Consider the following 26,535-nt stretch of genomic DNA (forward strand, 5'->3'; position numbering starts at 1 on the left):
GTAGGCCGTGTTGCGAAAGTCGTTTGGACCGGGGTCCCCACGAAGTATCGGAGCGACGAAGGAGCGGAGAACTTCGAGGGGTGTCTCAGTGAGCCAAGGCGCGCAGGACCGCGTCGTGCAGATGACCATTGGTCGCGACGGCGTTGCCGCCGAAGGGGCCGTCCCGGCCGTCGAGGCCGCTGAAGCGGCCCCCCGCCTCGGTGACGATGGGCACGAGGGCCGCCATGTCGTAGAGCGCGAGCTCCGGCTCGCTCGCGATATCGACTGCGCCTTCCGCGACCAGCATGTACGACCAGAAATCGCCGTATGCCCGATCGCGCCAGCACCGCGCCATCAACGCGGTCATCTGCGGCAACCGCCCGGCCGTCGCCCACGAGCTGAGGCTGGAGATGGACAAGGAGGCATCCGAGAGCTCGCGGACGCCCGAGACGCCGATTCGCTTCGCCGCGGTGATATTGCGCCCTGTCCAGGCGCCGGTGCCCTTGGCCGCCCACCAGCGCCGGCCCAGCGCAGGCGCTGCCACCAGCCCCATCACCGGGTCGTCGCCGTCGAGCAGGGCGATCAGGGTGGCCCAGACCGGCACGCCGCGCACGAAGTTGTGCGTGCCGTCGATCGGGTCGATCACCCAACGCCGCGGCCCGTGCCCGGTGTCCGCGAACTCCTCGCCGTGGACCGCATCGCGCGGCCGGGTGCGTGACAACTGGGTCCGCAGCACTTCCTCCGCAGTGCGGTCCGCGTCGCTGACCAGGCTCAGATCCGGCTTGGCCTCGATGGCCAGATCCTCGGCCTTGAAGCGCGCCATGGTCACTCGCTCGGCAGCGTCGGCGAGCACATGGGCCAGGCGCAGGTCATCATCGTATGCCGGCATGATCGCAACCGTAACTGTCTGCACCCGCGTGGGTCTCATCCGTCACAATTTTCCCGTGCGCGTCGCGGAATGTCCCCGAATCGTCACCGGAAGCTCCTCGCGGGTCACATTTTTGTCTCGGAGCACGCGCCGGTGTCGCCATTGTCGGATTCGTGGACTTACATAGGGGAGCGCGGCGCATTGCGGCGCGCGCGAGGTCGGCCCCGATCGGGGGATGCAGGCTTCGGGCCACCGTCTCGACCAGAGGCGGCCTAAATTCAGTAGGAGGAAATCCATGCGAGGAACTCGCACGATCGCGCTCGCCGGTGTCTCGGCGCTGGCGCTGCTCACGGCGGCCTGTAACGGCGGCGGAGGCTCGACCGCCTCGGGCTCCGCGGGGAACACCGGCAACACGGCGGCCGCCGCCGGTGGCGAGATCAGCATCGTCGGTTGCACCCCGCAGAACCCGTTCATCCCGGCGATGACCAATGAGACCTGTGGCGGCGACATGCTTGATGAGGTCCTCGCGCGCCTGGTCCACTACAACAGCGAGACCGCGGCCCCCGAGATGGATGTGGCCGAGTCGATCGAGACCACGGACAACCAGAACTTCACCGTCAAGATCAAGCCGGGCTACAAGTTCAGCGACGGCACCGAGATCAAGGCCAAGAACTTCGTCGACGCGTGGAACTGGAACCGCGCCGGCGCCAACGGCACCCTGAACTCCTACTTCTTCGACGTCATCGACGGCGCCGCCGACATGGACTGCGGCCTGAGCAAGGACAAGGACGGCAACGACGCGCCCGACTGTGAGAAGAAGCCGGCCAAGACCGACAAGCTCTCCGGCCTGAAGGTCGTCGACGACCACACCTTCACCATCAAGACCACCGAGAAGGTCTCGAACCTCCCGGTTCGCCTCGGCTACAGCGCTTTCGCGCCGCTGCCCGACTCCTTCTTCACCGACAACGGCAAGGCCTACGGCAAGATGCCGATCGGCGCGGGCCCCTACAAGATGGAGTCTTACGACCCCGCCACGGGCGCCGTGCTCGTCAAGAACCCCGACTACGCGGGCTCCTTCGCCGGCAAGGTCGACAAGATCACCTTCAAGATCTACCAGGACCAGGACGCCGCCTACAAGGACGTCCAGGCCGGCCAGACCGACCTGCAGGTCCCGCTCCCCGTCAGCGCCCTGCAGGGTGAGGCCTACAAGAACGACCTGCCCGACCGCTTCGCGGAGAAGGCCACCGGCAACATCGCCACGATCAGCTTCCCCTCGCCCAAGGCCGACAAGAGCTACGAGAACCCCAAGCTGCGCAAGGCCATCTCGATGGCCATCGACCGGCCGTCGATCATCAAGGCCATCCTCGCCAACACCCGTGAGCCCGCCACCGGCTGGGTCTCGCCCGTTGTCGACGGCTACAAGGCCAACGCCTGTGGCGAGGCGTGCACCTACGACGCAGCCAAGGCCAAGGCCCTTTTCGACGAGTCCGGCGGCTACAAGGGGACGTTAACTCTCGGCTACAACGCCGACGGTGACCACAAGGGTTGGACCGAGGCCGCCTGCAACACGATCAAGAGCGCTCTGGGCGTCGACTGCAAGGCTGTCGCTTACCCCGACTTCGCGACCTTCCGCACCCTCATCACCGACCGGAAGATGAAGGGCATGTTCCGGACCGGTTGGCAGATGGACTACCCGTCGATCGAGAACTTCCTCGCCCCGCTCTACGGCACGGGCGCCGGCTCGAATGACGGCGACTACTCCTCGGACAAGTTCGACACCCTGATCAAGGAAGCCGCTGCCGCTCCGGAGGCCGCTGCCGCCAACGCGAAGTACCAGGAAGCCGAAGCAGTTCTCGGCGAGGACTTCCCGACCATCCCGATGTGGTACGGCAAGGCCATCGCCGGCTGGTCCGACAAGGTCGAGAACGTCAAGATCACCCCGTTCGGGACCATCGACCTGGCCTCAGTCACCGTCAAGTCCTGAGCATTCCCACGGCCGTGCGGGTGCGCGCATTCAGCTCCACCGCATCGCCATAAGCAGTGGCCCGCCGACGGTTCCCCGTCGGCGGGCCACGGCCGTTTTATGTGCCCCATAGCGGTTTCCCCGCCACGTGGGGATAGTGTCTCCCCGACGCAACCGCCACTTCCATCCAACGACGGCTCGGAGGTCCGATGACCAAATACATCATCCGACGCTTGCTGCAGATGATCCCGGTGATCCTGGGATCGACCTTCCTGATCTTTGCCATGGTCTTCGCCCTGCCCGGCGATCCGCTGGCCGGCAAGTGTGGTGAGCGGCCCTGCCCGGCCGCCTTCGCCGAGAAATTCCGGGCCGACAACAACCTCGATGACCCGCTGTTCATCCGCTACTTCAAGTACCTCGGGAACCTGCTGCACGGGGATTTCGGGACCACCTTCCAGGGCCTGAACATCCTGGATGAGTTGCAGAAGCGCTATGTCATCACTTTGAAGTTGGCGATCATCGCCCTGCTCTTCGAGACCGTTGTCGGCATCGCGGCCGGCGTGCTCTCGGGTATCCGCAAGGGCAAGTTCATCGACAACCTCGTCCTGATCTCCACGCTGGTCGTCATCTCCATCCCGATCTTCGTCATCGGTTCGCTCTCGCAGACCGTCTTCGGCCTGCGGCTGGGCTGGTTCCCCGTCACCGTGAAGAACCCGCCGGGTTGGTACGACCTGTTGTTACCCGGCTTGGTGCTCGGCTCCTTGTCCTTGGCGTATGCCGCGCGGTTGACCCGCACGAACCTCTCCGAGAACCTCCGGGCCGACTACGTCCGAACAGCCGTGGCCAAGGGCTTGACGCGAAGACGCGTGATCGGCGTCCATACGCTGCGCAACAGCCTGATTCCGGTGGTCACCTTCCTCGGCGCCGACTTCGGCGGCCTGCTCGGCGGGGCGATCGTGACCGAACGCATCTTCAACATCAGAGGCGTGGGCGGTTACATCTTCACCAGCATCCACAACCGTGACGGCGTCGCCGTGGTCGGCGCGGTCACCATGCTGGTCATCGTCTATCTGTTCATGAACCTCATCGTCGACCTGCTCTACGGTGTGCTCGACCCAAGGATCAGCCATGACTGAAGCGACGCTCGCGGCCGACGCCCAGACCACTTCTCCCGACGACCAGAGTGTCGGCGAGGCCCAGTCCCTGAGCCAGGAGGCCTGGAAGGAACTGCGGCGCAATCCGCTCTTCGTGATCTCGCTGATCCTGATCACCATTTTCGTGGTGATGGCGATCTTCCCGCAGCTGTTCACCCGCATCAATCCCAACGACGGGGTCTTGGCCAAGAGCCTGACCCCGCCGTCGTCCGACCAATGGTTCGGCCGCGACCTGCAGGGCTACGACGTCTATGCCCGCACGATCTACGGCGCTCGGGCCTCGATCCTGGTCGGCCTCTTCGCCACCTTCTTCACCAGCCTCCTCGGTGTCGCGATCGGCACCGTGGCCGCCTACTACGGCGGCTGGCTCGACAGCATCGTCATGCGCATCACGGATGTCTTCTTCGCCATCCCCTTCCTGCTCGGCGGCATCCTGTTCATGTCGACCTTCCCCAACACCGCGAACTCCAGCTATGCCTCGATCGTCGGCAAGGTCGTCCTGGCGCTGTCGGTCCTGGGGTGGCCCGGCATTGCCCGGCTGATGCGGGGCGCGGTGCTCCAGGTCAAACCGAATGAATACGTCCTGGCGGCCAAGGCGCTGGGGGCGAGTCCCTGGCGCATCATCCGCAGCCACATCCTGCCCAATGCGATGGCACCGGTCATGGTGGTCTCGATGATCAACCTCGGTGCCTACATCGGCGCCGAGGCCACGCTGAGCTTCCTCGGCATCGGGCTGGTGGCCCCGGCGGTCAGCTGGGGTGTCGCGATCTCGGATTCGCTGCCCTACATCCGGCAGGCCTGGTGGTTCCTCGTCTTCCCGAGCATCTTCCTCTCGCTGACCGTGCTCGCGTTCATCATGCTCGGTGACGCGATCCGCGATGCCTTCGACCCGAAGGGCCGGTGACAGCAATGGCGACTGCAACGGCAACGTCCGCCGCGACCTCCCAGTACCAACCGCAAGACGGGCGCCTGCTCGACGTGGAGAACCTCCACGTGCACTTCCATACGCGCTATGGCACGGCGACGGTCATCAATGGCGTCAACTTCACCCTCGACCAGGGCCAGACCCTCGCCATTCTCGGTGAGTCCGGGTCGGGCAAGTCGGTCACGGCGCAGGCGATCATGGGCATCCTTGACATGCCGCCCGCGCAGATCCCCGAAGGCGTCATCAAGTACTGCGGGCAGGACCTGCTGACGATGCCCGAGGAGCAGCGACGCAAGACGCGCGGCCCAGAGGTCTCGATGATCTTCCAGGATGCGCTGAGTTCGCTGAACCCGACCTTCCCGGTGGGCTGGCAGATCGCCGAGATGTTCCGCGAGCACCGCGGGATGAACAAGTCCGATGCGTATGCCCAGGCCGTGCGTCTGATGGAGCGGGTCTCCATCCCGGCGGCGAAGCAGCGCGTCAAGGCGTACCCGCACCAGTTCTCGGGCGGGATGCGTCAGCGCATCATGATCGCGATGGCGATCGCGCTCGACCCGGCCGTGCTCATCGCAGATGAGCCCACAACCGCTCTCGATGTGACCGTCCAGGCGCAGATCATGGGCTTGCTGCAGGAGTTGCAGGAAGAACGCCAGATGGGGTTGATCCTGATCACCCACGACCTCGGCGTCGTCGCCGACGTCGCCGACCGGATCGCCGTCATGTATGCCGGCCGGATCGTCGAGCAGGCCGATGTCTTCGACATCTACTCCCGCCCGGCGCATCCCTATACCAAGGGCCTGCTGGAGTCGATCCCGCGCCTCGACCTCAAGGGTCAGGAGCTGGCGGCCATCGGTGGCCTGCCACCGAACCTGATGCGAATCCCGCCTGGCTGCGCCTTCAACCCGCGGTGCGCGATGGCGCAGGACATCTGCCGCACGGAGCGGCCGCACCTGCTCGAGGTCGGTCCCAACCGGTCGTCCGCCTGCCACTTCTCCAAGGAGGTGCTCGGTGCCTGAGGTCATCCTCAAAGCAACCGACCTGGTCAAGCATTACCCCATCAAGGGCGGCATCCTGCGGCGCACGGTGGGCCAGGTCAAGGCGGTCGACGGCGTCAGCTTCGAGCTCTACCAGGGCGAGACGCTCGGCGTGGTGGGCGAGTCCGGCTGCGGCAAGTCGACGCTCGGGCGGCTGTTGATGCGCCTGGAGGAGCCCACCTCGGGCAGCGTGGAGTTCCAAGGCGTGGAGATGCAGAAGCAGAGCACGCGCGATATGCGCAAGCTGCGGCGCGACATCCAGATCGTCTTCCAGGACCCCTATACCTCGCTCAATCCGCGCAAAACGGTCGGCGACATCATCGCCGAGCCCTTCGAGATCCACCCGGACGTGGTGCCCAAGGGCGGCCACCGGCGGGCGGTCCAGGAGTTGCTGGAAAAGGTCGGGCTCAATCCCGAGCACATCAACCGCTTCCCCCACCAGTTCTCCGGTGGTCAGCGCCAGCGCATTGGTATCGCCCGCGGCATCGCGCTCAACCCCAAGGTGTTGATCTGCGACGAGCCGGTCTCGGCGCTGGATGTCTCGGTGCAGGCGCAGGTCGTCAATCTCATGGAGAAACTGCAGACCGAACTCGGCCTGTCCTATGTCTTCATCGCACATGACCTGTCCGTGGTCCGCCACATCTCCGACCGGGTCGCCGTGATGTACCTGGGCAAGATGGCCGAGTTGGGCGATGAGGACCAGGTCTACGAGCGGCCCCACCACCCCTACACCCAGGCCCTCCTCTCGGCCGTCCTGGTGCCCGACCCGACGCTTCGGCACAAGCGCGAGCAGATCGTGCTGGTCGGCGACGTCCCGTCGCCGGCGAACCCGCCCTCGGGCTGTCGCTTCCACACCCGGTGCTGGAAGGTGCAGGAAGTGTGCAAGGTCGAGGAGCCGCAGCTGGTCGAGCACCCGGACGGGGTCTCGCAGCACCGGTCCGCCTGTCATTTCGCCGAAGTGCGGACCATTGTCGAGACGACGGTCGCCGACAACACCAGCCTGCTCTTCGACAAGGGCGTCACCGACCACAGCGATGTCGCCGACCCGGCCGGTGCCCCGGTGGCCACTCTGGTCGAAGCGGAAGGCTCCGGTGTCCCCGGCGACTCCGAGCCCTGATCATCTCAGCGGATCCCGGTCGCGGCCGACGTTGTCGGTGCCCAGGGCCGGGATCAGTCGCCCTGTTGGGCGGTTCGGGTGCGTAGGAGGCGGCGCAGGCTGTCCAGGCGTGCCGGGCCGGCCGGCCCGGCCGCACCGGAGGCCACCCAGGCGTCCAGGGCGCACTCCTCTTCGTCGTGGGTGCACCCGCGTGGACACTCGGCGGTGCCGGGCTCGAGGTCGGGGAAGTGCTCGATGATGCGCTGCGGGTCGACGTGGGCGAGCCCGAAGGACCGGATTCCGGGGGTGTCGATGACCCACCCGCCGCCCGGCAGCCGCAGGGCGACCGCCGACGTGGACGTATGCCGTCCGCGTCCGGTCACGTCGTTGACGGCCCCGGTCGCGCGGTCGGCCGTCGGGACCAGGGCATTGACGAGGGTCGACTTGCCGACGCCCGAGTGACCGACCAGCACGCTGACCCGGCCGGCAAGCAGGGCGCGGACGTTCTCCAGCCCGTCGAACTGCGCGCCCCGGTCGGACGTGACGACATAGGGCACCTCCAGGGGCGCGTACTGACCCACGAAGTCGCTCGGGTCGACGAGGTCGGACTTGGTGAGCACCAGCAGCGGGTCAAGTTCCGCGTCATACGCGGCGACGAGGCAGCGATCGATCAGCCGCGGTCGTGGCGGCGGATCGGCCAGGGCGGCGACGACGACGAGTTGGTCGACATTCGCGACGATGCCGCGTTCGACCGGGTCGGTGTCGTCGGCGCTGCGCCGCAACACACTGGCCCGCGGCTCGATCCGCACGATCCGGGCGAGGGCGTCCGGCCCGCCCCCGAGGTCGCCGACGAGGGCGACCCGGTCGCCGACGATGATGCCCTTGCGGCCCAACTCGCGCGCCTTCATGGCCAGGACGATCCGCTCATCCGAGCCGCCCTGATCGACCAGGGTGGTGTAGCGGCCGCGATCAACGCCCGTCACGAAGCCGATCGTGGCGTCCTCGTGGCGCGGCCGGTCCTTCGACCGGGGCCGCGAGCCACGGCGATTCGGCCGGACCCGGACGTCGTCCTCGTCGAGGTCGCGCCGGCTCACCGGCCGCTGCCGGCAAGCATGGCATCCCACAAGGCGATGAAAGTGGGGAGGGTTTTGGCGACCGTGCCCGGATCCTCGATGCGCGTGCCGGCAGCCGAGAGCGCGATGACGGCACCGGCCATCACCATGCGGTGATCGGCATACGTGCGCCAGGGCGACGGGGTGAGTCGTCCGGGTGTGATGCGCAGGCCGTCCGCCCGCTCGTGCACGCCGACACCGGCACGCTGCAACTCCTGGCTCAGCGCCGTAATGCGGTCGGTCTCGTGCCCACGGATATGGGCGACCCCGCGGATGATGCTCGGCCCGTCGGCGAAGGCGGCGAGGGCCGCCACCACCGGGGTCAACTCCGAGGCGTCGTGCAGATCGATGTCGAGACCATTGATGGTGCCCGTGCCGCTGACGGTCAACCCGCCGCGTTCGAGGCGGACCTCCGCGCCCATGATGTCGAGGATGTCGCGCAAGGCGTCGCCGGCCTGGGACGTATGGTGCGGCCAGCCAGGGATCCGCACGCTTCCGCCGGTGACCAGCGCGGCCGCGAGGAAGGGCGCGGCATTGGACAGGTCGGGTTCGACGACGACGTCGAGTCCCGACAGCGGCCCGGGTTCCACGCGCCAGGTGTCGCTCTCGCTGTCATCGACGATGCCGCCGGCATCGCGGATGGTCTCCACCGTCATCGCGACATGCGGCTCGCTGGGCAAGGGCGTGCCGACATGCGTCACCGTCAGCCCGTCGTCATATCGCGAGCCGGCGAGGAGCAGACCGGAAACGAACTGCGAGGACGCGGACGCGTCGATGGTGACCGACCCGCCAGGGACGTGCCCCTGACCGCCGATGACGAAAGGCAGGCTGCCCCGAGCGCCGTCATCGACGCTGGCGCCCACGGCGCGCAGCGCATCGAGCACCGGTCTCATCGGTCGGATCCGAGCCTGAGCGTCGCCGTCGAAGGTCACCGGGCCGTCCGCCAGCGCGGCAACCGGCGGGACAAAGCGCATGACCGTCCCCGCTAGGCCGCAACCGATCTGGGCCGGGCCGCGCAAGGGGCCGGGCGTGACGATCCAGTCGCGGGCGTCGTCCGCAGCGTCGACGATGTCGATACCGAGGTCGCGCAGCGCCTGAGTCATCAGCAGGGTGTCGCGAGAGCGCAGCGGCAGCCGCAGCCGTGAGGCATCGTCGGCGAGGGCGGCCAGCACGAGATAGCGATTGGTGAGTGACTTGCTGCCGGGCAGGGTGACGATGGCATCGACCGGGCCCGCTGCCGCGGGTGCGGCCCAGTCGCCGGGATCAGCCGAGGGCATCGGAGGCCTGGGCCACCTTCAGGCGAGCTTCCCGCTTGGCGGTGCGGGCGGCATACCGCGCGTCCTTGGCGACCGACGCCTTGGTGCGGCCGGCGGCATCCCCGAGCATCCGCGCACGGTAGGCGAGGCCGGGCTTGCCGGCGGTGTCGACCGCCGCGAGCAGAACGCCACCGAGGATGCTGAGGTTCTTGACGAACTGCAGCCGCTGCTGGGCGCGCTTGGCCGGGTCGGTCTCGTTCCAGAAGGGATGGCCGGCGACGGTGGTGGGGATCAGGCTGCCGGCCAACGCGAGCGAGGCCAGGCGCGGGAAGCGGCCCGACGCGAGCAGGCCACCGCCGGCGATCATGGTCGCGCCATTGGCCCGCACCAGCAGTTCGGTGTCCTCGGGCAACCCGAGCGGGCCAGCGAGCGCCTTGACGACCTTGTCGGCGGCGGGCGCCTTGGCGCTCGGGTGGCGAAAGGCGTCCAGGCCGCCGTAGACGAAAATGGACGCGAGCAATGGCCGGGCGATGCGGCGAACGAGTGTCATCGGTTCTCTTTCGAGGGGGAAGGCGGTTCACGTCCTACCGTAGACGCCGATACCGACGACGGCACCGTCGGCGACCGATCCAGCCTGCCCGGCACCGTAACCTCTAGGCGTGCGCGCCATTCCCGAGACCATGGACGCGCGGGTGGTGGGGGCGCTGGAGGGCGCCCTCGCCAATCTGGCCCGCGCCGAGGGTGTCAAGGTCCTGCTGGCGGTGGAGTCGGGCAGTCGCGCGTGGGGCTTCCCATCACCCGACAGCGACTATGACCTGCGCTTTGTCTATGTCCGCACGGTGGCCGACTATCTGACGCCCTGGCCTGCTCGGGACGTTCTTGGCCTTCCTGTCGACGCCGTGCAGGACATTGCCGGCTGGGACCTGGTCAAGGCCGTCCGCCTGCTGGCCAACGGCAACGCGGTCCTCGGTGAATGGGCGCGGTCTCCGATCGTGTACGGCGGTGACCTCGCCTTCCGAACCGCCCTTACCGAGCTCGCTGCGGACGTGGCGGACCCGGCCGCGATCGTGCGGCACTACGCGCACGTTGCGATGAAGAACTGGCCCGCCGACGCGGCCGCCGGCCTGCCGGTGCCGCTGAAGAAGCTCTTCTATGCCCTGCGCCCCGCCGCCGCCGTCCGGTGGCTGCTCGTCCACCCCGGCTCGTCGATCCCGCCGATGACCCTGCGCGAGCTGCTCGCCGAGTGCGACCCGCCTGCGGCCCTCCTGCAGCCGGTCGAGGACTTGCTAGCTGCGAAGGCCGTCGGCCGGGAGATGGGCGAGGGCATCGCGCCACTGCCCGTGCGCGAGTTTGTCAGTGCACAGCTCGCCGCTGCCGCGACCTGCCACGAGCGCCGGCCAGCCCCGCCGGACTACACCCGCCTCAGTGACTTCTTCCGGTCCTGGGTCCCCGAGACGATCGGGAAGGACTGATCACCGATGTGTGGCCGCTACGCCGCGAGCGCGGATCTCGATGAGTTGATCGAGGAGTTCGACGTCGAACTCGACCGGCACGAGGAGCCGAGCCGCTCAGTGCTCGTCAATCCCCAGCACCCGCCGGCGGGCACGCCGGACTGGAATATGGCGCCGACCAAACAAGGGCCGGTCGTCCTGACGCGAGCGGTCGACGGCGTGCCCGTGCGCCAGTTACGGCTGCTGACCTGGGGATTGGTCCCGGCCTGGGCCGAGGATGCCTCGGTCGGGGCGCGCATGATCAATGCGCGCGCGGAGTCGGTGGCCGAGAAGCCGGCATACGGCAAGGCGCTGCGCGCGCGACGCGCGCTCGTCCCGGCCGCGGGGTGGTATGAGTGGCAGCTCTCGCCGACCGCGACCGATGCCAAAGGCAAGCCGCGCAAGCAGCCCTTCTATGTCCGGCGCGGCGACGGGGCGTCGCTGGCGATGGCCGGCCTCTACGAGTTCTGGCGCGACAAGCGCGTCACCGACCCCGATGACCCGAACGCGTGGCTGGTCTCCTTCGCCGTGCTCACCACGGCGGCCGAGCCCGGACTCGATCGCATCCACGACCGTCAGCCGCTGATCCTGGAGCGGACGGACTGGGAGCGCTGGCTGGCGCCGGAAGTCACCGACGTCGAGGAGATCGCCGACCTCTTGACGTATGCCGCACCCGGGCGGTTCGAGGCCTATCCCGTCTCGCGGGATGTCAGTTCCAATCGCAACAACGGCCCGCACCTGATCGATCCGGCCCCGGAAGCGGAACTCGTGGGTGTTGTCGACCCGACGACAAGCGAGATCATCGGCTGACCGAGACGCTGCCGGACGAGGGATGCAGCAAGACATTCGCCAGATCGCTGTCCACGACCAGGCTGGTCACCAGGCGCCCGGCCAGGGCCGGACGCAGCACATCCGCCTTGGCTGCGCCTCGCACGATGCCGATGACTTCGGGAATGGCCCGAAGCTGCTCCGGTGTCAGGGTGAGCACGCGCTCCCCGAGTGCGGTGGCCACCGGGCGTCCCTCGCTGTCGAAGCAGATCCCCATCATTTCCCCGACCACGCCCGTGTCGGCCGCAGCCTGACGATCGTCGGGCGACAGGGCCCGGCAGATGGTCGACGACTCGGGATTCCACGCGCCCATACCGGCCGCCGCGATCGTCACCCGGTAGGCCTGGGCGAAGGCGTCCGCCACGCTCTGCTGGCGTCGCATCGCCGCGGCCGAGGCCGCACTGTCCAGCACCAAGGGGGCGAAGAAGACGTGCGCCTCGCCGCCGGCCAGCCGCGCGGCCCGAGTGACGATGTCCACTGGGCTGCGCGTCTCGCCGGGAACGACCAGTGATCCGCTCAACTGGACGACGGGGATCGGGGGGAGCGCCGTGAGCGCGGCGATCAGGTCGGCGACCGACCGGGACCAGGGCAGGCCCAGCACGTCCGACGGCGTGATGATCTCGGTGAGCAGGTCCGCCGCCGCCCGGCCGATATCGCCTCGCCCACGCCCGGCATCCGGGCTCGCCACGACGACCGAGCAATGGTGCAGGCCGTAGGTCTCCTTGAGGCACTGGCTCAGCTCCATGTCGACCAGCCCGTCGTCGACGACCTCGATGCGCACCATGCCCAATTCATGGGCGGCATCGAGCAGCCGGGCCACCTTGAAGCGGCTGATGCCCAGCGCCGATGCGATATCGACCTTCGACTCGCCGGCGAGGTAGTGGCGTCTCGCGACCGCGGCGGCGAGAGCACGCTCATGGGGTCCCAGCGATTCGGCCACGACGTTATCTCATCGGAACCGGGAGCCTCTTGACAAGAGGTCAGAGCAACCACTTTACTCAGATGTGCGCCATGAACGCTCAAATGAGCGAGCCGCGGATGCCCCGCGAGGCGCAAATCTCAACGAGGAGAGCAGATGGCAGGCAAGAAGTTCCTGGCAATCACGGGCGCGACCGCGCTCGTGGCGACCGCGCTCGCGGGCTGTTCCGGCGCAGGTGGCGGCGGGGGCGGCGGCGGCACGGGCAGCGGTGGTGGCGCCATCAACGTCCTGATGGTCAACAACCCGCAGATGGTGGATCTGCAGAAGTTGACCGACGCCAACTTCACCAAGAAGACCGGCATCAAGGTCAACTACACCGTTCTTCCCGAGAACGACGTCCGCGCCAAGATCTCGCAGGAGTTCTCCTCCCAGGCCGGCCAGTATGACGTGGCCTCGCTCTCGAACTTCGAGATCCCGATCTATGCCAAGAACAAGTGGGTCGCCGACCTGACATCCTACACGACCTCAGACACCGCCTTCAACCAGGGCGACATTCTCAAGCCGATGACCGACTCGCTCAGCGTCGACGGCAAGGTCTACGGCGAGCCTTTCTACGGCGAGTCCTCCTTCCTGATGTACCGCAAGGACGTTCTCGAGGCCAAGGGCCTGACCATGCCCGCCAAGCCCACCTGGGCCGAGGTCGCCGACCTCGCCGCCAAGCTCGACGGCGCCGAGTCCGGGATGAAGGGCATCTGCCTGCGCGGCCAGCCCGGCTGGGGCCAGATCTTCGCCCCGCTGACCACCGTCGTGAACACCTTCGGCGGCACCTGGTTCAACGAGGACTGGACCCCGGGCGTCAACGCGCCGGAGTTCAAGGAAGCCGTCAACTTTTATGTCGACCTGGTCAAGGCCCACGGCGAGGCCGGTGCCCCGCAGGCCGGCTTCACCGAGTGCCTGAACAACACCATGCAGGGCAAGACGGCCATGTGGTACGACGCCACGTCCGCCGCCGGCTCGCTGGAGTCCGCGGACAGCCCGACCAAGGGCAAGTTCGGCTACGCCCCGGCGCCGGTCAACAAGACCGCGAGCTCCGGCTGGCTCTACACCTGGTCCTGGTCGATTCAGGAGGCCAGCAAGAACAAGGACAACGCCTGGAAGTTCATCTCCTGGGCGTCCTCGAAGGAGTACGAAGAGTTGGTCGGTAAGGAGCTCGGCTGGAGCCGCGTGCCCGCAGGCAAGCGCGCCTCGACCTATGCCAACGCCGACTACCTGAAGGACGCCAGCGCGTTCGCCGAGGCCACCAAGGCCGCCATCGAAGGTGCCGACCCCAACAACCCCGGCGTCCAGAAGCGCCCGGCGCCCGGCATCCAGTTCATCGGCATCCCCGAGTTCCCCAAGCTCGGCACCGATGTCAGCCAGCTGGTGAGCAGCGCGATCGCCGGCCAGACGACCGTCGGCGCGGCCCTCGACCAGGGCCAGAAGCTCGCCGAGGACGTCGCCGCGAAGTACAAGAAGTAGACCCATGGCTGCCACCCCCACCAAGGGGGCCAGGGCAGCCATGCCGAAGAGGAGCAGCCTCGCGCGCTCAGGTGACTGGGCGCGCAGGATGCCTCTCCTCCCGGCGATGGTCCTGGTCTTCTTCGTGACGCAGTTGCCGTTCGTCTTCACGATCGGCGCCTCGTTCATGAACTGGAATGCCTACTATCCCGATGAGCGCGGCTTCAATGCCGGCGCCAACTTCAAGACGGTGCTCACCGACCCGGCGGCTCGCAAGGCCATCTGGGTCACCGTCTTGCTGACCGCGTCGGTCGTGTTGATCTCGCTCTTCCTCGGGCTGGTCATCGCGCTGCTCCTGGACCGGAAGTTCCTCGGCCAGGGCATCGTCCGCACGATGATGATCACTCCCTTCTTGGTCGTCCCGGTCGCGGCGGCGCTGCTGTGGAAGCACGCGTTGTACAACCCCGAGTACGGCCTGTTCAACGGGATGCTGACCAAGATCTTCGGCAAGGGTGCCCCGCAACCGGACTGGATCAGTGAGCACCCGATGTGGTCCATCATCTTCGCGATCGTCTGGCAGTGGACGCCCTTCATGATGCTGATCCTGCTGGCAGGCCTGCAGTCTCGCCCCATGGATGTCGTCGAGGCTGCCCGCATCGATGGCGCCAGCCCATGGCAGATCTTCACCACTATGACGCTGCCGCACCTGCGTCAGTACATCGAGCTCGCCGGCCTGCTCGGCACGATCTACGTGGTCCAGAACTTCGACCATGTCTTCACCATCACCAGTGGCGGTCTGGGCACGGCGAACCTGCCGTACTACATCTACGAGACCTTCTACACCGGACAGGACTACGGCCTGGCGTCGGCGGCCGGCGTGGTGGTCGTGATCTTGACCATCATCGTCTCGACGATCGCCCTGCGGACGGTCTTCAGCATCTTCCGGGAGGACCAGCGATGAGCACGAAAACGGTGACCCTGTCCAACGGGCAGCAGGTCAACTTCCGCAAGCCGCCGCGTTCTTCCCTGCTGCTCTCGGCAGCCGCGTGGATCGTCGGCTTTCTGTTCGTCGCGCCGGTTCTCTGGATGATCCTGACGAGCTTCCACTCCGAATCGGCGGCAGCAACGAACCCGCCGTCTTTCACGGCACCGTTGACCCTGGGGGGCTACCGGTCGTTCTTCGCGTCGGGGCCGTGGCCCTCGCTGATCAACTCGGTGATGGCCAGTGTCGTCTCCACCCTCCTGGTGTTGGCGCTCGCCTTCCCCGCCGCCTATGCGCTCTCGATCCGCCCGGTGCGCAAGTGGTCGGACGTGCTCTTCTTCCTGCTGTCGACGAAGTTCTTGCCGGTCGTGGCCGGCCTGCTGCCGATCTTCCTGTTCGCCAAGAAGGTCGGGCTGCTGGACAACATCTGGCTGCTCATCATCTTCTACACGGTGATGAACCTCCCGATCGCCATCTGGATGCTGCGCTCCTTCCTCGCCGAGGTCCCCTCGGAGATGCTGGAGGCGGCCGAGGTAGACGGCGCCGGGTTGATCTTGACCCTGCGCAAGGTCGTCGCCCCGGTCGTCATGCCCGGTCTGGCCTCGGCCGCGCTGATCTGCTTCATCTTCAGCTGGAACGAGTTGCTCTTTGCCCGGGTCCTGACCGGCACGGTCAGCCAGACGGCTCCGGTCTATCTGACCGGCTTCGTGACCAGCCAGGGCCTCTTCCTGGCCAAGGTTTGCGCGGCCTCGCTCGTGGTGTCGCTGCCGGTACTGGTGGCCGGGTTCGCGGCGCAGGACAAGCTGGTCCAGGGTCTGTCGATGGGGGCGGTGCGCTGACGATGTCAGACCCCACCCCGCTGTCCGCGGCCACCCTCGGCGGGCTGCCCGCCGAGGTGGCCCGGCCGGCATACGACCGTTCCGCCGTCACACCGGGAATGGTGCACTTCGGCGTCGGCGGCTTCTTCCGTGCGCATCAGGCGATGTATCTCGATCTTTTGATGAACAACGGCGAGAATCTCGACTTCGGGATCGTCGGCGTGGGCACCATGCCCGGCGATGCCCGGATGCGGGATGCCATGCAGGCGCAGGACTGCCTCTACACACTCGTCGTCAAGCATCCGGACGGCTCGCGGGATGCGACGGTCATCGGCTCGATGATCGACTACCTCTTCGCGCCCGACGACCCGCAGGCCGTACTCGACCGGCTCGCCGATCCGGCCACCAGAATCGTTTCGCTGACGGTGACCGAGGGCGGCTATCACGTCAATCAGGTGACCGGGGAGTTCGACCCCAAGGGAGCGGCTCTCGAGGCCGATCTCGCGGGCGGCGGTCCGCCGCAGAGCGTCTTCGGGTTCATCACCGAGGCGGCGCGCATGCGGCGGGATGCCGGCATACCGCCCTTCACCGTGATGTCCTGCGACAACCTGCCGGGCAATGGCGATGTCGCCAAGAAGATGATTCTCGCGTTCGCCGCGATGAAGGACGCCGACCTGGCGGACTACATGCGCGCGAACATCCCCTTTCCCAACTGCATGGTCGACCGGATCACCCCGGTCACCGCGCCCGCGGATATCGACGATCTCGCCGAACGCTTCGGCGTGGCCGATCAATGGCCCGTGGTCTGCGAACCCTTCACGCAGTGGGTGCTGGAGGATCACTTCGCCGCCGGCCGACCGGCATACGACAACGTAGGCGTCCAGATCGTCGAGGACGTCGTGCCGTACGAGCTGATGAAGCTCCGGCTGCTCAACGCCAGCCACCAGGCGTTGTGCTATCTGGGCTACCTCAGCGGTTATCGCTACGCGCACGAGGTCTGTCAGGATCCGCTCTTCGTGGAGTTCCTCCTCGACTACATGGAGAACGAAGGCAGTCCCACGCTGCCGCCGGTACCCGGAGTCGATCTGGACGCCTACCGCCATCAGCTCATCGAGCGCTTCGCCAACCCCGAGGTGCGCGACACGCTGGCGCGGCTATGCGCGGAGAGTTCGGACCGCATCCCGAAGTGGCTGGTCCCGGTCATCAAGATCAACCTCGCCAATGGCGGGCAGATCGACCGCTCGGCGCTGATCGTCGCCTCCTGGGCGCGGTATGCCGAGGGGCGCGACGAGCAAGGCGAGCCGATCGAGGTCGTGGACCGGTTCAAGGAGAAGGTGATGGCCGCGGCGGCCGCGCAGGCCGGCGATGACCTCGCCTTCATCCGGGATCGCGACTTCTTCGGCGACCTCGCCGACGACGAGCGATTCACTGGCGCCTACCGGCGCCATCTCGCGAGCCTGCACGACGTGGGGGCCCGCACCACCTTGGAGAACGCGGCCGCCGGCTAAGTACCCCCGAGGGCGCATGCGCACCGGGGTCGGGCAAATCAGCCTGGCCCCGGCGCTCGTGCGCCCGTGCCAGGATGGCAACAGTTGAGTCGTGAGGAGATGCCCATGAGCGCACAGACCCTCGTGGCCGGGGTCGACAGTTCGACCCAGTCATGCAAGATCGTGGTCTGCGATGCCGAGACCGGGGCGATCGTCCGAACCGCCCGGGCCCCCCACCCAGACGGGACCGAGGTGGACCCGCGGCACTGGTGGGCCGCCTATGAGCAGGCCGGTGCGGATGGCTTGCTCGACGGCGTGTCGGCCATCGCGGTCGGTGGCCAGCAGCACGGCATGGTCACCCTCGACGATGGTGACGAGGTGGTCCGTCCGGCCCTGTTGTGGAATGACACCCGCTCCGCCGGTGCCGCGGCGGACCTGGTCGAGGAGTTCGGCGGAGCCCAGGCCTGGGCCGAGCAGATCGGTGTAGTTCCGGTGGCCGCGATCACCGCGACCAAGCTGCGGTGGCTGGCACGGAACGAGCCCGACAGCATGGCTCGGACACGGACCTGCGTCCTGCCGCACGACTGGCTCACCGGCCAGATCCTTAAGGACGGCAACGGTTTTCAGCGCTGGGTCACCGATCGCGGCGATGCCTCGGGGACCGGTTACTGGTCGGCGCACAGCCAGGACTATCGCGCCGATGTGATGGACCTGGCGATGGGCCGAACCGTCGAAGTGCCGACGGTGCTGGCTCCCCACGAGGTCGCGGGACGCACCGCGTCGGGGATGATCGTCGCGCCGGGCACCGGCGACAATATGGGCGCGGCGCTCGGGCTCGGCTTGCTCCCTGGCGACGTCGTGGTGTCGCTCGGGACGTCGGGGACGGTGTTCGCGCGGCATACCGAAGCCGTTGTCGACGCCAGCGGCGCCTTGCAGTCGTTCGCCGACGCTGAGGGTGGCTACCTGCCGCTGCTGTGCACCCTCAATGCGGCCCGCGTCCTCAATGCGGGGGCGGCGATGCTGGGCGTGGACTATGCCGAGTTCGACCGGCTCGCGCTGGCAGCCGCACCAGGGGCCGGCGGGCTGACGCTGATTCCCTATCTCGACGGGGAGCGCACACCGAACCTTCCGCAGTCGACCGGCACCCTCCTCGGGCTGACCCGCGCCAACGCCACGCCCGAGAATCTCGCCCGGGCACATGTCGAGGGCATGCTGCTCAATCTCGTTGCGGGAGTAGGAGCTTTGCGTGACCACGGCGTCGCTGTCGAGCGGATTCTGCTGATCGGTGGGGCCTCTGCCTCCGTGGCGGTGCAAGACATTGCGTGCCAGCTCTTCGGGCTGCCGGTCGTGGTGCCGGCCGCGGGGGAGTATGTCGGTCTGGGTGCCGCGCGCCAGGCGGCGTGGACTCTCTCCGGGGCGGACGCGCCGCCGCCGTGGGAGATCTCGCTGGACGTGCGCGCAGAGCCCGGCGCACCCGATGCCGGTGCCGAGATCGTCGGCCGGTATCGCGACGCCGTCCGCGCTCTTTACGGCGTTGTCTAAAGCGGCCTAGTGCGGCGAGCCGGTCGGCCGTGGCCGCGACGGGCAGCCAGGACGGACGATCTCGTGGGCGGACCGTTGGAGCCGCCGCGCGTTACGGTCAGGTATGCCCGAGGCCCGACAGATAGAGACGCCCGGCGGTCCCGGCCGCGCCTTCACGTATGCCGCGTCGGGTCCGGATCCGCTCGCGACGGTGGTCCTGGGCCACGGGGCCGGCGGTGGCCTCGGCGCGTCCGACTTGGTGCTGCTCGCGCGGGCCTTGCCCGAGCGGGGCTACCGGGTGATCTTGATCGAGCAACCCTGGAAGGTCGCCGGCCGAAAGATCGCCGGCCGGCCACCGACCCTGGATGCGGCCTGGGTGCCGATGATCGCCGCCTTGGGCATCGTCGGCCCGCTGGCGGTCGGCGGGCGCAGCGCCGGCGCGCGCGTCGCCTGTCGGACCGCCGCCGAGGTCGGGGCGAGTGGGGTGCTGTGCCTGTCTTTCCCGCTGCACCCGCCGGGCAAGCCCGAGGCGTCGCGCGCGGGGGAGTTGCGTGCGCCGGGGGATCACGGCCTACCGGTCCGGGTGGTGCAGGGCGAGCGTGATCCCTTCGGTGGCCCCGACGAAGTGCGGGCCGAACTCGCGGATCCCAGCTGGGTGGCCGGCGTGCCCGGCACCCACTCCTTCGGCCGCACCCCGACCGAGGTCCTGGCCGCCACCCTGACCTTCCTCCCCGCCCTCACCACCTGATCGATCCCCCTCCACGTCGAGTGGCCGGTTCAGCCCCGTCGAGTGGCCGGTTCAGCCCTGTCGAGTGGCCGGTGAGCCGACCACTCGACCGCCGGGCGGAATCGTGGTGGTGCTCATCAGAGCGCGCCGCCCGCCGCCGGCGGGGCGGTGGAGTCGGCGCCTTCGGCCACGGACTCGCGGGCCAGGTGCTCCTCGATCTGGAACCAGTCGGTGCCGGCGCGCTTGGCGATCGTCAGCAGGCTGTTCATCGAGGCGACCTCCTCGACCTGCTCTTTGAGGAACCACATCATGAACTGCTCGCCGAGCACATCGTCCTCAGCCCGCGCCGCGCGGAACAGCGCCTCGACCTGCGCGGTGACCTGCTTCTCCTGCTCCAGGGCGAGCGCGATGGGCTCCTCGGGCGTGCTGAAACCCGACACCACGTCATCGACCCCGCTGATCCCGACCTCGAGGTCACGATCGAGCAGATAGCGCACGAACATCATCGCGTGATTGCGCTCCTCGACCGCCTGCCGGTAGAAGTCTGCGGCCAGCCGCGGCAGGTCGTGATCGTCGAACCAGATCGCGATGGCGACGTACTGGTGGCTCGCCGTGAACTCGTTGCGGACCTGCGCCCTGAGCAAGTCGACGAAGGAGGGGGAGGTGGTGATCGGCATACGGAAAGGTTAGTTCTCGCGTGCGATGGGTCCGAACACCTTGGCGGGCGCACTGAATCGGGCAGGTGCGCCGTAGGCGCTGACGTAGGCTGTCCCTTCGTGGCCACCGACTTTTCGACCGAGATCTCGCACCTGCGCACCACGATGGCGTCGGTGCGCGAGGTTACCGACTTGGAGAAGTTGGCCGCCCGCATCACCGAGTTGGAGGGAAAGGCGGGCGCGCCCGATCTGTGGGACGACCCCGAGGCGGCCCAGCAGGTGACGTCGGCGCTTTCGCGGTCGATCGCCGAGCGCGACCGCATCCTGGAGATGGACTCGCGGATCGACGACCTTGAGGTGCTCGTGGAGCTCGGCACCGAGGAGGGCGATGAGGCGACCATGGCCGAAGCCGAGCGCGAGCTCGCCTCGATCACCAAGGCCGTCGGCGAGTTGGAGGTGCGCACGCTGCTCTCGGGGGAGTATGACGAGCGGGGCGCGGTCATCACCATCCGCTCCGGGGCCGGTGGTGTCGACGCCGCTGACTTCGCCCACATGCTCTCGCGGATGTATGCCCGCTGGGCCGAGCGGCACGGCTACCCCGTGAAGTTCCTGGACACGTCCTACGCCGAAGAAGCCGGGCTGAAGAGCACGACCTTCGAGATCGACGTGCCGTATGCCTATGGCAACCTCTCGGTGGAAGGTGGCACTCATCGCCTGGTGCGGATCAGTCCCTTCGACAATCAGGGGCGGCGGCAAACGAGCTTTGCCGCGGTCGAGGTCATCCCGATCATCGAGAGCACCGACCACATCGAGATCCCCGAGAATGAGATCAAGGTCGACGTCTTCCGCTCCAGTGGCCCGGGTGGACAGAGTGTCAACACGACCGACTCGGCTGTCCGGATGACCCACATCCCGACCGGCATCGTCGTCTCGATGCAGGACGAGAAGTCCCAGATCCAGAACCGCGCCGCGGCCCTACGGGTGCTGCAGTCACGCCTGTTGTTGCAGCGCAAGGCCGAGGAAGCCGCCGCCAAGAAGGAACTGGCGGGTGACATCAAGGCGAGTTGGGGCGACCAGATGCGGTCATACGTCCTGCAGCCGTATCAAATGGTCAAGGATCTGCGCACCGGTCACGAAGTCGGCACCCCGCAAGCAGTCTTCGACGGCGACATCGACGACTTCATCGAGGCCGGCGTACGCTGGCGACGCGCCGGTGGGGCGGACGCCGAGTAGGCATTGACGGCCGGTCCCGGCAGACCGGCCGACCGGCCTCTCCCACGCAGAGCGTGGGACCCAGACGGGGCTGAACCGGCCTCTCCCACGCAGCGTGGGACCCAGACGGGTCAGCGGGGGGCGTCGGGGCCGAAGTAGAGAGTCTGGTAGCCAGCGATCTTCGCGGCCTGGCTCAAGGCGGCGGGGTCGACGGACGCAGGCCCGCCGAAGGCGGCGACCAGGTCGGTCGCCGAGCGCGACTGGTTGAGCCGGCCGCTGGTCCAGGTCGGCAGGCTAGTGCCCTTGGTCAGCAGGATCGGCTGCTGCCACTGGCTGATCAGCGCGCCGCCCGTCGTAGCGTCCGGCCAGTTCAGACCCGAGACGATCGTCGCGATCCACTCACCGGTGAAGAAGCGGTCGGCCACCCGGCGGGCGACTTCATACCGGTCGGCGCCGCTGATCGCCTCGACGCCGGGATAGCCCGCCACCGCGCGGCTGCCGCCACCACCGATGCCGTAGATCGGCGTGCTCGTCGCCGCGTCCAGCCAGGCCTTGGTCTCCGTGGGGAGATAGCCGTCCTCGGAGAGCAGAATCACGCCCTTGGTGGCCGTTGCCGCCGGGCTCGCCACGAGGGCGTCGGGGAAGACCCGCCCATTCGCGACGAACACCGCCGCCGGCTTCGTGCCGCGCACCGCGCCGATGGTGTCGGCCACGCCGGTGGCCACGGCGAAGCGGTTCGCCCCGCCGAGCCGGGTCACCGGGTGCCCGGTGCCGCGGAGAGCGGTCAGCACAGCCTCGGAGATGGTTGCCGGCCCGCCGAGCACATAGATCGGCGCATTCGGTGCCAACACGCGGATGGCCTCCTCAAGCACCCGCGGGTCGAGGCTGTCGCGCTTGCTCAGCATCAGTGGCCCGCGCAGGGCGGCCGCCAGCGGTGATCCGGCGAGGGCATCCGCATACGCCTCGCCGCCGGCGATCACGACTCCGCCGGCCGCGCCAGCGGCATACACGCTGCGGCTGACGTTGACGCCGACCTCGTAGCGATCCGCGCCGCCGATGCGCACCACCTGCGCGGGCGCCGTCTTGGCGCGCCACGAGATGGACGTATAGGGCGTGCCCGCCGGCGAGGTCACCAGCGTCTTCGCCGTGGCCGGGTCATAGGTCCCCGAGGCGCCCATGGTGACCACCCGCACCGCCATCTGCGTGCAGGGGGCCGTGCCCGGCGCCACGCCGACGAGATAGGCGATCTGGCGGCGATCGGGACTGAAGGCGGGCGCGACCGTGGTGCACGGCATACCGGCCTCGACGACCGCGGTCGGCTGCAACGGCGCGGTCAGCAACCGCCCGTCCTGATAATCGACGAATAGCGATGCCTTCGTGGTGCCCGGCTCGACGCCCAGGAAGGCGACAAAGGTGCGGGCCGAGGCGTCGCGCACGCCCTTGCCCGGCTCCTGCGCGATGTCCGGATCGCCGGGCCGATAGGAGGAGACGAAATAATCCTTGGCGGGGAAGCGCTCCGGCTGCCCGGCCAACGTCATCGGCCCGCGCGCCGAGACCAGGAGCAGATTCGAGATCGTGCCATTGGTCGTGCGGACGACCGCTTCGCTGCCATAGGGGCTCATCGCGAACGAGCCGTATGCCGTCCGCCCACCCGCGACCGGCTGGCGCCACACCCGCCCGGCCGTCGTCGACTGCGCGGTGGTAGCCCTCGGGGCCTGCTCGATGAAGCCGTCGCCGGTCGGGAACCACGCCGGGGCGAGGCTGCCCGCCGTGCGCGGATAGGTCGCGACTTGGGCGCCCGTGCGATCCCGGGTGATCCACGCCGTGGCGGTTGCCTCGATGGACACATCCCCCCCGGGCGCCCAGCGCACATAGGCCGACCCCGGCCGGTCGGCGAGGACCGAGCCGACGGCGCTCGTCGCCGGGTCATAGGAGTAGGTCGTCGAACCGTTCACCGTCGACACGCTCAGTGCGTCCGTGGTGATGGTCATCGCCGCCCGGTCGGCGACGCGCAGCAGGGCCGGGTCGGCGCCTGCCGCACCGGCGACTGCCGCGCCGGCGAGCGGCGCGGATGCGGCGGCGGGGAGGGTGAGGGCGCCGGCGAGGAGCGCGAACGCCCAAATCAGCGAACGGCATACGGGCTGGGGACGAGGCATGGGGGGACCTTTCACAACAACAGCCAGGCACTGGCAAGGGGCCAACCTAACCGACCGAAGGGTGCGACACGCGGCCCGGGACGCGCCAAGTGACCACAACCGCGCGACTTATGCTTGAGCACCCGGCCGGCATCCGTCGACCGTCCTGTACTGATGCGAAAGCTCGCCTCCTGCCTTCATGATTCGCTTCGAGAACGTCACCAAGACCTACCCGCGCTCAACGCGTCCCGCCCTCGACGACGTCAGCCTGGAGGTCGAGCGGGGCCAGTTCGTCTTCGTCGTGGGCCCCTCGGGGTCCGGCAAGTCGACGATGCTGCGCCTGGTCATCCGGGAGGAGCCGACGACCTCGGGCAGCGTGCTCGTGGCCGGTCACGACCTCGGCCTGCTCGCGCCGCGCAAGGTGCCGCGCCTGCGCCGGCAGATCGGCACGGTCTTCCAAGACTTCCGCCTGCTGCCCAACAAGACGGTCGGCCAGAACGTCGCCTTCGCCCTGCAGGTGCTGGGCAAGCCCAATCGGGTCATCAAGCACGTCGTGCCCGAGACCTTGGAGTTGGTCGGGCTCGAAGGCAAGGGACGGCGGATGCCCCACGAGCTCAGCGGCGGTGAGCAACAGCGGGTCGCGATCGCGCGGGCCGTGGTCAACAAGCCGGCGATCCTGCTCGCCGACGAACCGACCGGCAACCTCGATCCGGTCACCAGCCTCGACATCGTGCGCCTGCTCGCCTCGATCAATGCGAACGGAACGACCGTCCTGATGGCTACCCACGACAATGTCATCGTCGATGAGTTCCGCCGGCGCGTCATCGAACTCGCCGACGGCAAGGTCATGCGCGATGAAGCCCAGGGTTCGTATGTCCCGCGACCCGATGTCCCCGCCCGGCCGGTGCCCACCGAACTCGACGAGAACGACCTGTGGACGCCCCCGGAGACCTGGGCCGATGACGTCGTGCGTGGGGAGGACTAGGCCATGCGCTTGCGTTTTCTCCTCGGCGACGTCTGGGTCGGCCTGCGCCGCAATCTGTCTATGGCAATCTCGGTGGTCCTGGTCACGATGATCTCGCTCTTCCTGCTCGGTCTCGGTCTGCTCGCGCAGCGCCAGGCCGATGTCATGAAGGGCTATTGGTATGACCGCGTTCAGGTCTCGATCTTCTTGTGCACCAAGGACTCTCGACAGCCCAATTGTGCGGGCGCGGTGACCGAGGACCAGAAGGCCAATATCAAGACCCAGCTCGATCAGTTGCGTCCGCTGGTCAAGGACGTCTTCTACGAGTCCGAAGAGGACGCCTTCAAGCGCTTCAGCGAGCAATTCAAGGACACCCCGCTCGTCGGCAATGTCAAGGTCGGCGACATCCCGCAGAGCTATCGCGTCCAGTTGTCCGATCCGGCGAAGTTCGAGGTCGTCGCAAGCACCTTCGAGAATGCTCCGGGGGTCGCCTCGGTCCAGGACCAAAAGAAGGTGCTGGAGAAGCTGTTCACGATCCTCAACCGGTTCACCCGGTATTCGGTGTTGCTCGCCGGCTTGATGGTGGTCTGTGCCACCTTGCTGATGGCCACGACGATCCGGCAGGCGGCGTTCAGTCGGCGGCGCGAGATCGGCATCATGCGGCTGGTCGGTGCGTCGAATATGGCCATCCGTCTGCCCTTCATCGCCGAGACCCTGATCGCGGCTCTCGTCGGTGCCGGGCTGGCGCTCGGGTTGCTCGTCGCCTGCGTCAAGGCCCTGGTGGGCAGCAACTCGCGCAATGTCGTCCTCAACCAGGCGACCATCGGCGCGGGCGATGTCTGGAGTATCGCCCCCTACCTCGGCGGCACCGCGCTGTTGCTCGGCATCGTGACGTCCACGATCACCTTGTGGCGCTATCTGCGGGTCTGACCGTGTCCCGATCGTGACCTGTCGGGGGGGTATAGCCGAGGCGGTTGCTGGGTAAGTCGCGGGTGACAGTGTGGACACCCGCGAGGAGGAATCGCCCACGATGGCGCTTTTGCCCCCCATCCCCGGGCCGGTTGCCGGCCGCACCAGCGAGGCAGAGTGGCGAGCCGCCCTCGCGAACGCCGCGTTGCCCGAACTGACCTGGCAGAGCCTCGGCACGCCCGCCCGCGCGCTGGTCCTGGACACCGTGCCGGGCGAGGGCATTTTCGCCATCGGTGGACTGTTGGCCGGCCTCACTGAACGCGGATGCGCGGTGGACGTCGTCACCCTCAGCGCGGGCGATGTGCGCGCCGCAGCGGCATACGGCGAGGATGAGATCGGTCTGGCAACCCGCCGGCTGCGTGAACATCGGTCGGCGCTTGACATCCTGCTGCCGGCGTCCCGGCTGATCTACCTCAAACTGCCCGTCGAGGCACTTGCCGGCAATGAGGGCGAAATCGCCGACCGGCTCGCGAGCGTGACCGATCTCGCCCCGGCGCAACTCGTCTTCGCGCCCTATCGCCTCGACGGCGCGCCCGCTCAGGAATCGGTCGGTGCGGCGGCGGCCAAAGTCGCGGCTGGGCTCGGCGCCCTGCTCGTGGAGATGCCCGTTCAGTTGTGGCAAACCGCTCCGCCGGAAGACCTACCCTGGTCAGATCTCTGGCAGCATCAGCCGCCTCCCGCCGCGGTGGCCGCCAAGACTCGCGCCATGGCGTGCTTCACCTCTCAGATCGTCCCGGCGCCGATGGCTGCGGGCGCCAGTGCCCCGCTCGGTGAGCAGGCTCTGGTGTGCTTCGAAAGGCCGGTCGAGGTGGTCGTCGCCGACCGCCTCCGGCTTCGCTAAGAGGTTGCACGGATAGGTGCGGATGTTGCGTTTGGGGTGCGTGTTGCTGAAGGGGTGCAGGCGCGGACGCGAGTAGGAGAGGAGGTGTCAAAGCCAATCGCT

General features: G+C 67.9%; 24 protein-coding genes. 17 read left to right on the top strand and 7 right to left on the bottom strand.

What is annotated here, in order from left to right:
- Nucleotides 1–85 precede the first annotated feature (85 nt).
- A complete protein-coding gene (gene hisN / locus ABD209_RS10855; RefSeq protein ID WP_344065982.1) occupies nucleotides 86–868 on the bottom strand; it encodes a histidinol-phosphatase in 783 nt (260 codons plus the stop codon).
- Between the two features lie 274 nt (nucleotides 869–1,142).
- Between hisN and ABD209_RS10860 the strand changes: the two genes are divergently transcribed.
- The 5 genes from ABD209_RS10860 to ABD209_RS10880 all read left to right on the top strand — a co-directional run bounded on the left by ABD209_RS10860 (nucleotide 1,143) and on the right by ABD209_RS10880 (nucleotide 7,040).
- Complete coding sequence (locus tag ABD209_RS10860) at nucleotides 1,143–2,831, top strand: peptide ABC transporter substrate-binding protein (protein ID WP_344065985.1); 1,689 nt, start codon at nucleotides 1,143–1,145, stop codon at nucleotides 2,829–2,831.
- 188 nt (nucleotides 2,832–3,019) lie between these two features.
- On the top strand, nucleotides 3,020–3,946 hold the full coding sequence (locus tag ABD209_RS10865; protein WP_344065988.1) for an ABC transporter permease: 927 nt from the start codon (nucleotides 3,020–3,022) through the stop codon (nucleotides 3,944–3,946).
- Nucleotides 3,939–4,868, top strand: coding sequence for an ABC transporter permease (locus tag ABD209_RS10870; protein WP_324385632.1), 930 nt, complete (start codon nucleotides 3,939–3,941; stop codon nucleotides 4,866–4,868). Before ABD209_RS10865 ends, ABD209_RS10870 begins: the two co-directional genes overlap by 8 nt.
- Nucleotides 4,869–4,873: 5 nt before the next feature.
- The gene (locus ABD209_RS10875; protein WP_344065991.1) at nucleotides 4,874–5,905 is read left to right on the top strand and encodes an ABC transporter ATP-binding protein; all 1,032 of its coding nucleotides are present in this window, start codon (nucleotides 4,874–4,876) and stop codon (nucleotides 5,903–5,905) included.
- A complete protein-coding gene (locus ABD209_RS10880) occupies nucleotides 5,898–7,040 on the top strand; it encodes an ABC transporter ATP-binding protein (protein WP_344065994.1) in 1,143 nt (380 codons plus the stop codon). Before ABD209_RS10875 ends, ABD209_RS10880 begins: the two co-directional genes overlap by 8 nt.
- 53 nt (nucleotides 7,041–7,093) lie before the next feature.
- Here ABD209_RS10880 and rsgA read toward each other — a convergent pair whose 3' ends face one another.
- The 3 genes from rsgA to ABD209_RS10895 are packed head-to-tail and all read right to left on the bottom strand — an operon-like array spanning nucleotide 7,094 to nucleotide 9,937.
- Nucleotides 7,094–8,113: a ribosome small subunit-dependent GTPase A gene (gene rsgA / locus ABD209_RS10885; protein WP_344065997.1), complete on the bottom strand. Its 1,020-nt coding sequence runs from the start codon at nucleotides 8,111–8,113 to the stop codon at nucleotides 7,094–7,096.
- Nucleotides 8,110–9,408 (bottom strand): 3-phosphoshikimate 1-carboxyvinyltransferase, encoded by a 1,299-nt coding sequence (gene aroA / locus ABD209_RS10890; RefSeq protein WP_344066000.1) that lies wholly within the window; start codon nucleotides 9,406–9,408, stop codon nucleotides 8,110–8,112. The genes rsgA and aroA overlap by 4 nt, the downstream gene beginning before the upstream one ends.
- Complete coding sequence (locus ABD209_RS10895) at nucleotides 9,395–9,937, bottom strand: DoxX family protein (protein WP_324385637.1); 543 nt, start codon at nucleotides 9,935–9,937, stop codon at nucleotides 9,395–9,397. Before ABD209_RS10895 ends, aroA begins: the two co-directional genes overlap by 14 nt.
- A gap of 109 nt (nucleotides 9,938–10,046) precedes the next feature.
- Between ABD209_RS10895 and ABD209_RS10900 the strand changes: the two genes are divergently transcribed.
- Together ABD209_RS10900 and ABD209_RS10905 are read left to right on the top strand one after the other, a co-directional pair.
- Entirely contained in the window at nucleotides 10,047–10,859 is an 813-nt protein-coding gene (locus ABD209_RS10900; RefSeq protein ID WP_344066003.1) for a nucleotidyltransferase domain-containing protein, read from the top strand.
- A gap of 6 nt (nucleotides 10,860–10,865) precedes the next feature.
- Complete coding sequence (locus tag ABD209_RS10905) at nucleotides 10,866–11,687, top strand: SOS response-associated peptidase (protein WP_344066006.1); 822 nt, start codon at nucleotides 10,866–10,868, stop codon at nucleotides 11,685–11,687.
- Here the strand turns inward: ABD209_RS10905 and ABD209_RS10910 are convergent.
- The gene (locus ABD209_RS10910) at nucleotides 11,677–12,645 is read right to left on the bottom strand and encodes a sugar-binding transcriptional regulator (RefSeq protein WP_344066009.1); all 969 of its coding nucleotides are present in this window, start codon (nucleotides 12,643–12,645) and stop codon (nucleotides 11,677–11,679) included. The two genes, ABD209_RS10905 and ABD209_RS10910, sit on opposite strands and share 11 nt — an antisense overlap.
- A 135-nt stretch (nucleotides 12,646–12,780) precedes the next feature.
- Between ABD209_RS10910 and ABD209_RS10915 the strand changes: the two genes are divergently transcribed.
- From ABD209_RS10915 to ABD209_RS10940, 6 genes are all read left to right on the top strand, one after another.
- The gene (locus tag ABD209_RS10915; protein ID WP_344066012.1) at nucleotides 12,781–14,142 is read left to right on the top strand and encodes an ABC transporter substrate-binding protein; all 1,362 of its coding nucleotides are present in this window, start codon (nucleotides 12,781–12,783) and stop codon (nucleotides 14,140–14,142) included.
- A 4-nt stretch (nucleotides 14,143–14,146) separates the two neighbouring features.
- Entirely contained in the window at nucleotides 14,147–15,082 is a 936-nt protein-coding gene (locus ABD209_RS10920) for a carbohydrate ABC transporter permease (RefSeq protein WP_344066014.1), read from the top strand.
- Nucleotides 15,079–15,942, top strand: a complete 864-nt coding sequence (locus ABD209_RS10925) for a carbohydrate ABC transporter permease (RefSeq protein ID WP_344066016.1) — start codon at nucleotides 15,079–15,081, stop codon at nucleotides 15,940–15,942. The genes ABD209_RS10920 and ABD209_RS10925 overlap by 4 nt, the downstream gene beginning before the upstream one ends.
- Before the next feature lie 2 nt (nucleotides 15,943–15,944).
- Nucleotides 15,945–17,429, top strand: a complete 1,485-nt coding sequence (locus tag ABD209_RS10930; protein WP_344066019.1) for a mannitol dehydrogenase family protein — start codon at nucleotides 15,945–15,947, stop codon at nucleotides 17,427–17,429.
- A 105-nt stretch (nucleotides 17,430–17,534) separates the two neighbouring features.
- A complete protein-coding gene (gene xylB / locus ABD209_RS10935) occupies nucleotides 17,535–18,950 on the top strand; it encodes a xylulokinase (protein ID WP_344066022.1) in 1,416 nt (471 codons plus the stop codon).
- Nucleotides 18,951–19,053: 103 nt separating this feature from the next.
- Nucleotides 19,054–19,677: an alpha/beta hydrolase family protein gene (locus ABD209_RS10940; protein WP_344066025.1), complete on the top strand. Its 624-nt coding sequence runs from the start codon at nucleotides 19,054–19,056 to the stop codon at nucleotides 19,675–19,677.
- A gap of 116 nt (nucleotides 19,678–19,793) precedes the next feature.
- Here the strand turns inward: ABD209_RS10940 and ABD209_RS10945 are convergent, their stop codons facing one another.
- Complete coding sequence (locus tag ABD209_RS10945) at nucleotides 19,794–20,333, bottom strand: ferritin (RefSeq protein ID WP_344066027.1); 540 nt, start codon at nucleotides 20,331–20,333, stop codon at nucleotides 19,794–19,796.
- Between the two features lie 99 nt (nucleotides 20,334–20,432).
- Here ABD209_RS10945 and prfB point away from each other — a divergent pair, with 99 nt between their 5' ends.
- Nucleotides 20,433–21,545 (top strand): peptide chain release factor 2, encoded by a 1,113-nt coding sequence (gene prfB, locus ABD209_RS10950; protein WP_344066029.1) that lies wholly within the window; start codon nucleotides 20,433–20,435, stop codon nucleotides 21,543–21,545.
- Nucleotides 21,546–21,655: 110 nt separating this feature from the next.
- Here the strand turns inward: prfB and ABD209_RS10955 are convergent, their stop codons facing one another.
- Nucleotides 21,656–23,680, bottom strand: coding sequence for a cell wall-binding repeat-containing protein (locus tag ABD209_RS10955; RefSeq protein WP_344066031.1), 2,025 nt, complete (start codon nucleotides 23,678–23,680; stop codon nucleotides 21,656–21,658).
- Nucleotides 23,681–23,858: 178 nt separating this feature from the next.
- Here ABD209_RS10955 and ftsE point away from each other — a divergent pair, with 178 nt between their 5' ends.
- From ftsE to ABD209_RS10970, 3 genes are all read left to right on the top strand, one after another.
- Nucleotides 23,859–24,644 carry a cell division ATP-binding protein FtsE gene (ftsE, locus tag ABD209_RS10960; protein ID WP_344066034.1) on the top strand — a complete coding sequence of 262 codons (786 nt, stop codon included), beginning with the start codon at nucleotides 23,859–23,861 and terminating at the stop codon, nucleotides 24,642–24,644.
- A gap of 3 nt (nucleotides 24,645–24,647) precedes the next feature.
- On the top strand, nucleotides 24,648–25,553 hold the full coding sequence (gene ftsX / locus ABD209_RS10965) for a permease-like cell division protein FtsX (protein WP_344066037.1): 906 nt from the start codon (nucleotides 24,648–24,650) through the stop codon (nucleotides 25,551–25,553).
- Nucleotides 25,554–25,653: 100 nt separating this feature from the next.
- Nucleotides 25,654–26,433, top strand: coding sequence for a PIG-L deacetylase family protein (locus tag ABD209_RS10970; protein ID WP_344066040.1), 780 nt, complete (start codon nucleotides 25,654–25,656; stop codon nucleotides 26,431–26,433).
- Nucleotides 26,434–26,535: the final 102 nt, after the last annotated feature.

This window comes from Nostocoides vanveenii (assembly GCF_039531165.1).
In the GTDB taxonomy this organism is placed as follows: domain Bacteria; phylum Actinomycetota; class Actinomycetes; order Actinomycetales; family Dermatophilaceae; genus Nostocoides_A; species Nostocoides_A vanveenii.